This is a genomic window from Asanoa sp. NPDC049475, from assembly GCF_040676915.1.
In the GTDB taxonomy this organism is placed as follows: Bacteria; Actinomycetota; Actinomycetes; order Mycobacteriales; family Micromonosporaceae; genus Asanoa.
On the sequence record NZ_JBFAPY010000007.1, the window covers coordinates 303,433 to 315,772 of the forward strand.

Consider the following 12,340-nt stretch of genomic DNA (forward strand, 5'->3'; position numbering starts at 1 on the left):
CCCTCGGATCGTTCGCCGAAAACTGGGGGGAATGCACGGGCCTACCACTCAGGGTCGGGTAAACCCCACCGCCGGCCGGGGTGGCTACGCCTCCGGCGCGATCCGGCCAGCAAGAACATCGGCCACATCGAAGCGAACGGGCGCTTCGAGCTGGTCGTAGCCGCAGGATTCCGGCGTGCGGTCCGGCCGCCACCGGACGAACTGAGCGGTGTGCCGGAAGCGGTGGCCTTCCAGATGGTCGTAGCGGACCTCGACCACCCGCTCGGGCCGCAGCGGCACGAACGACAGGTCCTTCTCAGGGTTCCACCGACTGGCGTCGCGGCGGTTCTCGGCAACGCCCTCGAACGCCGCGGCCCAGTTCCACGGATGATGGGCGAAGTCGGTGACCAAGGGCTGCAACTCGACGAAGAGCTCCTTGCGGCGGGCCATCGGGAACGCGCCGATCACGCCGACAGAGCTGAGATCGGTGGCGCCGCGCCAGGCGGCCGGCAGCATCGGGTTGGCCGGGTCGTCGTAGAGGCCGAGCAGCAGCGACCCGATCGCCTCGGGCTCCGTCTTGTGCGGACGGTAGCCGGCGACCACGCAGTCGGCCGTGCGTACATGCTTGATCTTCGCCATCACCCGCTTGTTGGGCTGGTAGGTCTCGTCGCCGCTCTTGGCGACCAGCCCGTCGAGCCCCGCGCCCTCGAACAGGTCGAACCACTGCCGCGCGACCGCCCGGTCGGTGGTGATCGGCGTGAGGTGCACCGGCGGCCGGGCGCCGCTCATGGCCTGCTCGAGCGCCGCCCGCCGCTCGCGAAACGGCCGCTCGGTGTAGTCGTCGTCGCCGAGCGCCAGCAGGTCGAACGCGATGAAGCTGGCCGGTGTCTGCTCGGCCAGCAGCCGGACCCGGCTGGCCGCCGGATGTAGCCGCAGCTGGAGCGCCCCGAAGTCGAGGCCCTGGGTGTCGGTGCTGGCGATGACGATCTCGCCGTCGACCACGCACCGCGGCGGCAGGCTCTCCTTGACCGCCGCGACGATCTCGGGGAAGTAGCGCGTCATCGGCCGCTCGTTGCGGCTGCCGACCTCGACCTCGTCACCGTCGCGGAACACGATCGACCGGAAGCCGTCCCACTTGGGCTCGTAGAACCGGTCGTCCGGGATCTCCGGCACCGATTTGGCCAGCATCGGCTGCACGGGCGGCATGACAGGCAGCTGCACCCACCCATTCTGGCCCGCCCCACCGACAGTTAGGCCGCTGAACCGTCGCCGTCGTCGAGCCAGACCACGATGCCGGTCAGATCGCTGAGTACGGCCGCCACTCCGGCCCGCACGGCGGCCGCGCACCGGTCGGCGGTGAACGAGGCGGCGTCGTACGTCGAGGACATCCCCAACCCCTCGCCGCGGAACGAGGCGCCGGCCCAGTCGACCGCGGTGACGTTGTGGGTGGGCTCGGCGAGCTCCGCGCCCACGACGAGGAACTGCTGCGCGAGGTGGCTCGCGGTGACCAGCGCCAGCGGGTCGACGAGGTCGTTGCCGGCGGTGACGACGAGGTCCGGCCCCATGTCGAGCGCCTTGGTGATGCTGGGCACGAGGTCCGATCCCGCCTCCACGATGCGCAGGTCGACCCGCTCCTCCTTGGCCCAACTCTTCACCGCCGCCACCAGAGCCGTGGTCGGAGCGTCGTCGCCGGTGGTCACCAGGACCACCCGGAAGCCCTTCGGCGGGTGCACCCCGTCCCAGGAGCCCGGCCGGGGGCGGACCGTGCCCTCCGGGGTCGGCGGAGCGGTCGGGTCGGTGAAGCCCGGGCCGAGCGTGCCCACGGGAGCGGGCATCGGGCGGGGCTGGGCGGACCAGTCGCCGGAGCCACACGCGGTGACCAGGAACGCGGTCGCGGCGAGGGTGGCTACGGCCCGGATCAAGGGGCGCACGGGCTCATTCCTACCTCAGCCCGCGCCTTCGCCCACCGCTGCTGAGCAGGTTGTCTCCAGCGTTTAGCCGGAGAGCCGACTCCTGTTCACCTGCCGCGTGCACCGTGCACTGGCCAGCTGAAGGAGCCGCATGTCGCCACGCGTACGCCGTACCCTCGTCGCCGCCCTGCTCGGGTTCATCGCGGTGACGGCTGGACTTCTGAGCGCCGGGCCGGCGGCCGCGCACGGGTTCTCGTCGACGGTCTATGCCGACGTCACCGAGTCCGGCGACGGCCCGCTGCGCACGCGCCTGGCGCTCGAGTACGACCTGCTCGTCGTGTCCACCGCCGACTACCGTCACGACGACCCGCTGTTCCGGGCCGGCACGGCGGCGTTCGACGCGGGCGACACGGCCGGCGAGCTGACGGCGATCAACGGACACAAAGAGTCGATCGTCGGGTACGTCACCGAGCGCTTCACCGTGCAGGGGTGCACCCCGTCGCTGGTCGGGGACTTCACGCTCGACGAGCGCGAGGGTGTGCCGTACGCCAACATGATCTTGGATTGGACCTGTGCGAGCCGGCTCGCCGGGCACGAGCTGCGCAGCGGGCTCTTTCCCGACGCCGAGGGCTACGTCAAGGGCACCAAGACGATCGTCACGTACGTGATCGACGGCCGCTCGGGCAGCGCCGCGCTCGACGCCGCCAACCCGTCGTTCTCCACTGGGCAGTCCGCGTACCAGCGGTTCTGGGAGTTCTTCCGACTCGGCGCCGAGCACCTGCTGACCGGGATCGACCACATCCTGTTCCTGCTGGCCCTGATCGTCGGATCGCGGCGACCGCGGGAGATCGTGCTCGCCGCCACCAGTTTCACCCTGGCGCACTCGGTGACGTTCATCCTGGCCGCGCTGGGGGTGGTCGACGTGCCGCCGCGCGTGGTCGAGCCGATCATCGCGTTGTCGATCGCGGTGGTCGCCGGCTGGTACCTGTGGCGGATCTGGCGGCGCGGCGACCACGCTCTGGAGCTCGCGTCGCCGGACGGTGGCCACTTCGCGCTGGACCGGTCGGGTTGGGGCCGGCTCGCGGTCGTGTTCGGTTTCGGCCTGGTGCACGGGTTGGGTTTCGCCGGCGCGCTGGGCATCGACGAAGCCTGGTCCTGGACTCTGCTCTGGTCGCTGCTCGTGTTCAACGTCGGCATCGAGGTCGTTCAACTGGCGCTCATCGCCGCCGTGTTTCCGCTGCTGATGCTGCTGCGCCGACGTTCGCCGCGGGCGGGGCTGTGGGCGTCGGGTGTGGTTTCCGCGGGTGTGTCCGCGATGGGGCTTGTCTGGTTCGTCCAGCGGGTGTCCGGCTCTTGAGGTTCCGCTCAGGCCTTCCGGTAAGGGCCATTACCTGTATCAGCCAGGTTCATGGTCGGTTCACGGGTCGGGAACAGCTTGATCCTCGTACCCGTACCACCTTCTGGAAGTAAGGAATCCATGAGATCTCGTATCTCGCCGCGGTTGGCTGCCGGAGCCACCGCGACGTGCCTGGGGCTTGCCATCGCCCTGAGCAGTGGCCTGGCCAGTCCGGCCAGTGCCGCCGACGCCAGCAGCGTCACCGCCGTCATCCTCGGTGTGGGCGCCAACGAGTCCCAGCGCATCGTCACCTGGTACTCGTCGACCGACACCGCCCAGCAGATCCAGGTCGCGCCGACCGCCGAGCTCGTCGACGGCGAGTTCCCGTCGGGTGCGGCGACCTTCGCCGCCATCGGCGGGGCGAACATCGCGACCAGCGGCGGCTTCAACCGCCACGCGACGATCACCGGGCTGAAGGAGCACACCGCGTACTCCTACCGGGTCGGCGCCGAGGGCAACTGGTCCTCGACGTACGCGTTCAAGACGCAGGACTTCGAAGGCGACTACGACTTCCTCTTCTACGGCGACCCGCAGATCGGCTCGTCCGGCAACCTGGCCAAGGACCAGGCCGGCTGGCAGGACACGCTGGACGTGTCGCTGGCCGCCAACCCGGACGCCGAGCTGCTGGTGTCGGGCGGTGACCAGGTCGAGACCGCGAACACCGAGTCGCAGTGGAACGCCTTCCTGGCTCCCGACAAGCTGCGCCAGTACCCGTGGGCGGCCACCATCGGCAACCACGACGTCGGCGGCAAGGCCTACGAGCAGCACCTGTTCACCCCGAACACGGACCGCTCGGGCCCGTACTACGCCAACGGCAACCCGGCGTCCAACACCTCGGGCGGCGACTACTGGTACATCTACAAGGACACGCTGTTCGTCGACCTGAACAGCAACAGCTACAGCTCCGCCACGGGTGGTGGCGGCGACGAGGCGCACGTCAAGTACGTCACCGACGTCATCAACCAGCACGGCGGCGAGGCGAAGTGGACCGTGCTGGTCTACCACCACGCGATCTACTCGCCGGCCTCGCACGCCCAGGACAAAGACAACGTGCAGCGTCGGCTCGACTTCCCGACCACGTTCTCCAAGCTCGGCGTCGACCTGGTCCTGCAGGGCCACGACCACAGCTACTCCCGTAGCTACGTGATCAAGAACGGCGAGAAGGCGAACCCTTCCGAGCAGCCCGGTGCCGCCGACGTGGTCGCGGGTCCCGGCGGGGTGCTCTACGTGACGGCCAACTCGGCCTCGGGCTCGAAGTACTACGACATCACCAAGCCGAAAGCGGGCGACGCCACCAGCGGCGGCGGCAACGGCGCGGACCCGCTCAACCCGGACAACTACTGGTACAACTCGGTGCAGAACCAGGAGCACGTCCGCTCGTACGTGAAGGTCCAGGTCCGCAGCGACAAGCTGGTGGTCGAGAACCTTCGCAGCGGTACGTGCGAGGCGCCGAACGCGGCGGTCGAGCTCGGCAACGACGGGTGCGCCAACACCACGGCTGACCAGCCGGTCGGCTCGATCGTCGACAAGGTCACCATCCACCCGTACAACGGTGACGGCCAGAACATCCAGGTCAACGTGCCCAACGCCGCGCCGGGTGAGTTCGGCTGGACGATCGACGGCTACAACGGCCTCGTGGACCTCGGCACCGCGGTCGAGCACAACGGCGACTACTTCCAGGCGTCGGGCAAGATCAACCCGATCCTGGTGTCGGACAGCCGCCGCTCACTCGCGCCGTGGTCGATCTCGGCCAGCGTGGGTGACTTCCGGGACGCCGACAAGTCGTTCTCCGGCAGCTACCTCGGTTGGACGCCGTACGTGCTCGACGCCGGCGCCGGTGCGCAGGCCAGCGGGGCCGTGCCGTCCGCGTACGACGACCACGGCCAGGGCCTCTCCGTCTCGCGCGGCCTCGGCTGGGGCGAGCAGGGCCACCCGCGTGGCACCGCCAAGCTCGGCGCCGACCTGGATCTGAAGATCCCGGGCAGCGTGGAGAAGGGCGGCTACCGCGCCACCCTGACGATCACCGCTCTGAGCAGCTGACCGTCGCAGTTCGACCGGCGGGGCAGGCACCCGGTGTCTGCCCCGCCGTCCACTTTTCTCTTTCAAGGACTTCAGATGCGCACGTTGCCCCTTCGTACCCTCGTGGCGCTGGCCGCCGCCGCCCTGACCGTCACCACCGGCCTGGTCGCCAGCCCCGCTCGAGCAGCGGACGGCGATGTCGCCTGGACGGTCCGCACCGCCTCGAACAGCTTCGGCGCGGACCGGTCCAGCTTCAGCTATGCGGTGAACCCCGGCGGCAAGGTCGACGACTCCATGGTCGTGGCCAACCACGGAAAGACCGCACTGGATCTGGCCGTGTACGCGTCCGACGGCTTCACCACCCAGACCGGCCAGCTCGACCTGCTGACCAGGGACAAGCCGTCAAAGGCTCTCGGCGTCTGGCTGCGCGCGGGTAACTCGCGGGTGACTGTCCAACCTGGAAAGTCAGTCGACGTGCCGTTCACTGTGGCGGTGCCGGCCAACGCGACACCGGGCGACTACGTGGGCGGTGTCGTCACGTCGCTGACACAGCCTGACCAGCAGCAGGGCATCAACGTCGAGCGGCGGCTGGGCATCCGGGTGAAGCTGCGGATCGGCGGCGAGCTGACGCCGCAACTGACGATCGAGGACCTGCACGTCGGGTACGCCGGTTCGGGCAACCCCTTCGCCAAGGGCTCCGCGACGGTGACGTACACGATCCACAACACCGGCAACGCGACCGAGTCGGCGCGACAGGCAGTGTCTTTGTCCGGACCGTTCGGCTGGCTGCGGGCGGCCGCGGGCTCGGTGCCGCAGTCGCCGGAACTGCTGCCGGGGGAGAGCTGGAAGGTGTCGGTGCCGGTGCACGGGGTCGCGCCCGCGCTGCGGCTGACCGCGACCGCCACCCTCACGCCGCTGGTCACGGACGCCTCGGGCTCCACGACGTCGCTGGACGCTCTCGATGCAACAACGCATGGGTGGGCCGTGCCGTGGACGCTGGTGTCGTTGGTGGTGGTGCTCATCGCGGTCGTGATCGCGATCGTGGTCGTCACGCGCCGCGGGCGAGAGCGGCGCAAGGCCCGCGAAGACGCCCGCGTGCGGCAGGCGATCGAAAAGGCCCTGCGCACGAAGGAAACGCAGAAAAGCTGACCTGGACGATTAAGTCCTGACTACCGCTGATGGGTATGGCAAGGGGTGTCTCGGTTGTCCGGTGGTGACGACAGAGATCAACATCCGTTTACTCCTGATTGTGCGTGAGGGTCGGTGACTGGCTCGGACCGCCGTGGCGGGTTGGTCGTTGTCGGGCTGCGGCGGGGGTGTCGTGACCCGGGTGGTTGTTGGCGGCGCGGGCCGTGATCGGGTGTGGCTGGTCTGGTCTCGGACGGGTGTGGGCTTTGATCGGGTGTGGCTGGTCTGGTCCTGGGACGGCGTGTCGACCAGATCTGGCGCACGCGATCAACGTTTCGGCCCTGGATCTTCCAGATAGCTCCCACACGATCACGGCCTCCAGCGCTGACGGGCCTACGGCCCAGGGCCCCCGGGGCACGACTAACGGGCCAGGGACGTATGGGCCACGGCCCGCTCCCACGGGCCAGGGGCAACGGCCACGACTGACGGGCCTTACGCCACGGCCCACAGCCCACAGCCCACAGCCCAGCGCCTACAGCCCTCTGCTACTGCCCACGGGCCACGGCCCACAGCCCACGGCCCACTGCTACTGCCTACGGGCCAGGACCCACAGCCCACGGCCCACTGCCCACGAGCCGGTAGGCCACAGCCCGCGGCCTACAGCGCACAGCCATGGCCTTCAACGCGCCGTCTAGGCCCAACGCGGCTGTGTGGCCTGCGACCTGCAAGCAACGCGCGCGCGGGCGTTGGGCGGCGCGGCGCCGAGCCTGCGGCGTCAAGCGATCGCAGGTCTCCACACCCGCGCCCTGGCGGGCGCAGGGTCGGTTCGCAGCGTTGCCGCCTGATCGGGTCAGGGGCCGCCGAGGACCGGGGGTGGGACGTCGCCCGCGTCGCGCCAGACCAGGTCGTCTTCGGTTAGCCAGGTGCTGTGTTCGTCGGTCTCTTCTTCGTCGTTCGGGGCGGTGCGGGCGGCGCCGGCCGCCTGGGAGCGGCCCGTCGCCGCAGTGCGGCCGTCGGCGCCGGGCGGTCCGTTTCGCGGGCCGGCCGCGCTGTTGCCGCCCGGTCGCCCGGCCGCCGACTGGCTGCCGTTGAGCCCGCTCGACCGGGTCGCTGCCCCACGCTGCTGACCGGTCGCCGCCTGCCCGGACCCGGCAGAGGGCTTGACCGTGTTGGCGCCCTTGCCCGTGCCGGACGCCGCCGAGGTGGGCGACCCGCCCGCAGTGCCAGGGGAGCCGAGCACGCCACCCGGCGGTAGGCCGCCAGACGTCAACCCCGTCCCCGCCGGCACGGTCGGACCAGGAGTCCCGCCGAACTGGGTCAGTGCGCCCACCGTGCCGATAACGGCCGCGCCACCGGCGATGGCCCCGTCGCCTCCGCTGGTGAGCTGCGAGCCGCTCGTCTGCGTGCCGTTGCTGACCGTGCCGGTGCCGGTGTTCGCCGGGCCGCCGGTCAGGCCCGGGTCGTTGGCCACGTGCCCAGGCGTGTCGATCGTGCCGGTGCGACCGGAACCCCCGGGACCGGTGCCGGGGTCCATCGACGGTGCGCCGACCCGCGGGCCGCCGGACGGGCCGGAGCCTCGGTTGGGGTCGCCCTCGGGCAGGCCGGTCGGCGGCGGGGTGAACGGTCGCCAGTCACCCTGGTCGGCCACCTCGTATTGGGTGGCCACCCCGGCGACCAGCGCCGCCATCCGTTCGCGGGCGCGTTCCTTCTCTTCCTCGTCCTGGTTGTGGCCCATGAAGCCACCGACCAGCGCGCCGACGCCCGCGCCGGCCGGGCCGAACAGCGCGCCCTTGGCCGCGCCGTTGGCGGCGCCGTTGAGCATCTTGTCGTTGTCGTCGTGCTCTTCGGGCGTCTCGGCCTTGGACTGGGCGTCGGCCAGGGCCGCGCTCATCTGGCTCAGCCCGGTGTGCGTGGCGAGGAAGTTGCCGGACAGCTCGCGCGAGTAGGTCGAGATCTTGCCGATCCGCTCGCGGAACTCGGTGCCGGCGGCGCCTTCCCAGCCGGCGAGCACCCCGGCGAGGTCGCGGTCGATCGCACCGGCCAGGGTGTCGGCCTGGCGCTCGGCGGACTTCCATGCGGCGACGGTGTTCTCGATGACGCACGGGTTGCCCGCGAACAGCTGGTCATAGAGCGCGCGATGGCTCATCCCGGAGTAGCGGCCCGCGTCACCCATTGCTGGAACCCCCCAGTGCCTTCTGCACGCCGCCGAGGACGTTGGCGATGTCGGCCGAGTTGGCGGTGTTGCGCTCCTCGGTCGTGCGGTAGTTGCTGATGATCGTGTCGGTCGCCGACTGCGCCGCCTTGATCGCCTCGATCAGGCGGCGGACCCGGGTGGCCTGCTCGTCCTGTCGGGTGTCGTGCGCGTCGGTGATCCGCTTGGCGTCGACGAACGCGCCGAGTGGCGGCCGTGCCGCGGCCGAGCCGGTCACCGTCTTGAGCAGCGTCTCGGCCTCGGTCAGGCGGGCGTTGAGTGCTCGACGGAAGTCTTCCAGCGAAAGAATGTCGACCTTGGTCTGTTCGTTCCCCATCGATCAGATGTCCAGTCTTGTCTGGGTGACCCCGGAGATCGGGGCCGCCGGCTGCATGCTCACTCCACGTCGTCCACAGTCGAGACTAGCGCTAGGCAGCGACACTTTTCGACCCGTCCCTATCCCCGCCGCCCTGATCATCCGGCCGGTCGGACGAAGTTGCGCGCGGCGGCTGGATCCAACAAAGGCCCGTTGGGCAGCAACGCCAACAGCGTCGTCGGCACCGGCAACGGATCCACGCCGCTGTATCCGAGCGCGACCACCGCGTTGACCTCGCCGTCGGTACGCAGCGGATACTTGAAACCCTGATCTGTGATCACGTACGTCGTGGTGTCCGCGCTGACCCCCGGCGCCGGCTCGGCCCGCACCAGCGCACCCTTCCCGGAAGCCACGACCACACGGTCGGCCGTACCCACGCCATCCCGGCCCGGACCCGCTGCCGAGCCGCCACCGGAAGCCGAAGGCGAAGGCGCCGCCGCATAACGGCGCACCTCAGCCGCGGCGCCGCCGCCGTGCACCGCGCACAGCATGGGATCCGCGGCCTGCGCGGCGGGAATCGCCGGCAGCGTCGCCGGGAAGTCCTTAGGCTCGACCGTCGCACCCCTGACGAGCGCCTCCGCGGCCTCCGCAGCAGAAATCTCGATCACCTGCGGATCGTCGGCGAGCAGCAGCTTCGCCGAGACCTCGCCGATGGTGACCAGGCCGTCGCGGGTCAACACGTACCGCTGCGATCCCGCCCGATAGACCTGCCCGATCTCGCCACGATCGCCGCCCACCTCACGCGGGCTGGTCTCGCCGGAGTCCTCGATCCGGGGCTGCCGCAGGTCGGGGCCGGCGGAGATGCCGTTGAGCAGAGCCTTGCCGACGACCACGGGGGTGACCGCGGCGAGCTCCAGCGCCGTCAACGTGGTCTCGTCGACGACCCGATAACGCCGATCGCCCAGCACCAGATAGGTCGCGACGGGTCCACTGTCGTCAGCGGGCGTGCTGACCAACAACGCCGAATCGGTCCCGAGGTCCGCACCACCGGCTGGTTCACGACCGACGAACACCGTCGTGGTCGGCGCGCCGGCACCCTGCGGCGGTGTGCTGCACACGCTCCACGGCAGTCTCAGCAGCGCACCGCGGTCCGGCGGCGGATCCGGAGCGTCGGGAATGCCGATCGGCGAGCCCACCGCGTACGCGGAGAGCGAGTCCCGCGACATCTGCCGCATCGCGGGTTTCTCGGTGCCCGCGAACAGCAACGCCGACGTCCAGTTGAGCACCGGGTGCAGGGTGTCGTCGACCAGCACGTACCGCGCGCCGGTCTCGCGCATGATGATCAGCTCGCCGGTCGTCGGCTTGCCGCCGCCCGGGTTGACCAGCCCGATCACACCGATGATCGCGAACACGATCGCGGCCACCATGACACTGCCGAACATCGCGAGCCCGAACCGTCGCATCGGCAGCTCGGTGGTCTCCGGCTCGCCGCTGAGCAGGCCGGAAACGATGCGCCGGGTGATGAACCGGTGCGCCTGCACCTGCTCTTGCCGGCTGCGCATGAAGACCCTCCGATGGCCGCACTCCGCGACGCGGCCACCCTACGATAGGTGACTCGTCGTACGCTGTCCCCGCCGTGCCCCTGGGGAGGAGGACGCGCATGCGAACGGCTGTGTGGCGGCTCGTCGTCGCCGAGATCGCCATCGTCGTCGTCGCCCTTGCCGCGTTCAGCGGGTCGCCTGTCGGGCTGGGCGTCGCGGCCGTCTGCGCGCTCGTCGTCGCCGGCGTCGTCTACGCCCGTCGCGACGGGCGATGGTGGACAGAGAAGCTGCTGGCCCGCCGGCGCTGGCGTCAGCGCCGCGGCACCGGCTCCGTGCTGCAACCCCATGCCATCAACGGGTACGACGACCGCGGCACCAGCGTCGGCATCGGCTGCGACGAAGGCGGGTGGTACGCCGCCGTCGCGATCGCACCCGCGCTCGGCGTCTCCGGCACCCGCGGCGTTCCCGTCCCGGTGGCCCGGCTGGCCGAGTTGCTCGACGACGTCACCCTGCCGCTCAGCGGCCTACAGGTGGTCAGCTGGGCGGCGCCGGCACCACACCACCTGCTTCCCAGCCAGGTGCCGAGCGTCGCGTCCTACCACCAGTTGGCAGCCGACCTGATGCCGTCCGGCCCGGCTCCGATCGACCAGCGCGACTGGGTCGCCGTGCGCCTGGACGTGGCCGACGCGGCCGTCGCCGCGCACCGCCGCGGTGGTGGGGTCGAGGGCGTGCACCGCGCTGTGGCCGCCGCCGTGGGCCGGGTGAGCAAGGCGTTGTCCAGCGCGGGCATCGTGACCGAGATCCTCGGCCCGCAACAACTGGCGTCGGCCGTGCGGCTCTGCGCGGGCGTGCTCGACGGCGACGCGCTCGCCGAGGACTGGACCACGTTCCACGCGGCCGGTCTGCACCACCTCGCCTTCGAGGTGCAGGGGCTGCCGCCGCGCGAGGCACCGTTGTCGACACTGCTGCGTACCCCCGCCGCTGCGGTGGTGTTGTCGGTGGAGTTGCGACCGCGCGAGACCTCGGTGCTCGCCCGCACGGTGGTGCGCCTGGCGGCGCCGGCACCCAACCTGCCCGAGGCGGCCCGCACGCTGTCCGGCCGAGCCGACCAACTCGGGCTCAAGCTGCGCCGCCTCGACGGATGGCAGGGCCCAGCCGCGTACGCGACAGCACCGACGGGTGGTGGTCCCTGGTGACCCGCGCAGGTCAAGCGATCTCACCGGCCGCCGCGGGGGCTATCGGCATGCACGCCGAGCACACCGGCCTGCTGCTCGGCCGGGGTGCCGACGGCGATGCCGTGTTGCTGCGGCTGTTCCGGCCCCAGCCGACCCGGGTCGCGCTGATCGGCGGCCTGTGGCTGGCCCGGGTCACCGTCTTTCGAGCATTGGCGCTGGGCGCACAGGTCTTCGTCCGCACCTCCGACGAACGCCGGTGGCACGGCCTGGGTGAGGTGGCGGTCGGCAATCCAGATCGGGTACGCGTCGTCACCGGCGGCCGGCCCGAGATCCCTGGCCGGGTCGGCGAGCCCGTGTTGCACGTGCATGACGTCGAAGGCCAGCGGGTGTTCGACCTGCGACCCGGCGAGGCCTGGCAGACGACTCTGACCGTCTCGGCGCAGCTCACCGACACGGCGGCCGACGCGCTCGCGGTCGCCGACGCCGCCCTGGTGCAGCGGATGTGGGCACAGCAGGCGGTCTACGTCGCGGCCCGGCTGGGCGTCGACCCGGACGCGTCATCCGAAGTGGAGAACCTCCCGGACGACACGGTCGCCCTGCTCAGCGATGGCCAGGTCCGGGTCGCCTGGATCTCGGCGACCGACATCGAACAGCAGATGTTCGGCCCGCCCGGCAGGCTGTAGGG

Annotated in this window: 10 protein-coding genes; 5 read left to right on the plus strand and 5 right to left on the minus strand. The window is 70.7% G+C overall.

Annotated features, from left to right (window positions below; translation table 11 throughout):
- Nucleotides 1–84: 84 nt before the first annotated feature.
- Complete coding sequence (locus AB0J88_RS28725; protein ID WP_364350212.1) at nucleotides 85–1,200, minus strand: ATP-dependent DNA ligase; 1,116 nt, start codon at nucleotides 1,198–1,200, stop codon at nucleotides 85–87.
- A gap of 29 nt (nucleotides 1,201–1,229) precedes the next feature.
- Nucleotides 1,230–1,910 (minus strand): hypothetical protein, encoded by a 681-nt coding sequence (locus AB0J88_RS28730; protein ID WP_364350209.1) that lies wholly within the window; start codon nucleotides 1,908–1,910, stop codon nucleotides 1,230–1,232.
- Between the two features lie 130 nt (nucleotides 1,911–2,040).
- Here AB0J88_RS28730 and AB0J88_RS28735 point away from each other — a divergent pair, with 130 nt between their 5' ends.
- From AB0J88_RS28735 to AB0J88_RS28745, 3 genes are all read left to right on the plus strand, one after another.
- Nucleotides 2,041–3,246 carry a HupE/UreJ family protein gene (locus tag AB0J88_RS28735; RefSeq protein ID WP_364350206.1) on the plus strand — a complete coding sequence of 402 codons (1,206 nt, stop codon included), beginning with the start codon at nucleotides 2,041–2,043 and terminating at the stop codon, nucleotides 3,244–3,246.
- A 120-nt stretch (nucleotides 3,247–3,366) separates the two neighbouring features.
- The gene (locus AB0J88_RS28740; protein ID WP_364350203.1) at nucleotides 3,367–5,325 is read left to right on the plus strand and encodes a metallophosphoesterase family protein; all 1,959 of its coding nucleotides are present in this window, start codon (nucleotides 3,367–3,369) and stop codon (nucleotides 5,323–5,325) included.
- Between the two features lie 75 nt (nucleotides 5,326–5,400).
- The gene (locus AB0J88_RS28745) at nucleotides 5,401–6,453 is read left to right on the plus strand and encodes a DUF916 domain-containing protein (RefSeq protein WP_364350200.1); all 1,053 of its coding nucleotides are present in this window, start codon (nucleotides 5,401–5,403) and stop codon (nucleotides 6,451–6,453) included.
- Between the two features lie 829 nt (nucleotides 6,454–7,282).
- On the opposite strand, the gene AB0J88_RS28750 is transcribed toward AB0J88_RS28745, so the two are convergent.
- The 3 genes from AB0J88_RS28750 to eccB all read right to left on the minus strand — a co-directional run bounded on the left by AB0J88_RS28750 (nucleotide 7,283) and on the right by eccB (nucleotide 10,501).
- Complete coding sequence (locus tag AB0J88_RS28750; RefSeq protein ID WP_364350197.1) at nucleotides 7,283–8,605, minus strand: hypothetical protein; 1,323 nt, start codon at nucleotides 8,603–8,605, stop codon at nucleotides 7,283–7,285.
- Complete coding sequence (locus AB0J88_RS28755) at nucleotides 8,598–8,960, minus strand: hypothetical protein (protein WP_364350194.1); 363 nt, start codon at nucleotides 8,958–8,960, stop codon at nucleotides 8,598–8,600. Before AB0J88_RS28755 ends, AB0J88_RS28750 begins: the two co-directional genes overlap by 8 nt.
- Nucleotides 8,961–9,097: 137 nt before the next feature.
- Nucleotides 9,098–10,501 (minus strand): type VII secretion protein EccB, encoded by a 1,404-nt coding sequence (gene eccB, locus AB0J88_RS28760; RefSeq protein WP_364350191.1) that lies wholly within the window; start codon nucleotides 10,499–10,501, stop codon nucleotides 9,098–9,100.
- A 98-nt stretch (nucleotides 10,502–10,599) separates the two neighbouring features.
- On the opposite strand from eccB, the gene eccE reads away from it, so the two are divergent.
- A complete protein-coding gene (gene eccE, locus AB0J88_RS28765) occupies nucleotides 10,600–11,676 on the plus strand; it encodes a type VII secretion protein EccE (protein WP_364350188.1) in 1,077 nt (358 codons plus the stop codon).
- On the plus strand, nucleotides 11,673–12,338 hold the full coding sequence (locus tag AB0J88_RS28770; RefSeq protein WP_364350185.1) for a hypothetical protein: 666 nt from the start codon (nucleotides 11,673–11,675) through the stop codon (nucleotides 12,336–12,338). The genes eccE and AB0J88_RS28770 overlap by 4 nt, the downstream gene beginning before the upstream one ends.
- Nucleotides 12,339–12,340 lie beyond the last annotated feature (2 nt).

Excerpts from the sequence above, each read along its gene's own strand:
- AB0J88_RS28735 (WP_364350206.1), top strand. The coding sequence starts at position 2,041 with ATGTCGCCACGCGTACGCCGTACCCTCGTCGCCGCCCTGCTCGGGTTC.
- AB0J88_RS28740 (WP_364350203.1), top strand. The coding sequence starts at position 3,367 with ATGAGATCTCGTATCTCGCCGCGGTTGGCTGCCGGAGCCACCGCGACG.
- AB0J88_RS28745 (WP_364350200.1), top strand. The coding sequence starts at position 5,401 with ATGCGCACGTTGCCCCTTCGTACCCTCGTGGCGCTGGCCGCCGCCGCC.
- AB0J88_RS28750 (WP_364350197.1), bottom strand. The coding sequence starts at position 8,605 with ATGGGTGACGCGGGCCGCTACTCCGGGATGAGCCATCGCGCGCTCTAT.
- AB0J88_RS28755 (WP_364350194.1), bottom strand. The coding sequence starts at position 8,960 with ATGGGGAACGAACAGACCAAGGTCGACATTCTTTCGCTGGAAGACTTC.
- eccB (WP_364350191.1), bottom strand. The coding sequence starts at position 10,501 with ATGCGCAGCCGGCAAGAGCAGGTGCAGGCGCACCGGTTCATCACCCGG.
- eccE (WP_364350188.1), top strand. The coding sequence starts at position 10,600 with ATGCGAACGGCTGTGTGGCGGCTCGTCGTCGCCGAGATCGCCATCGTC.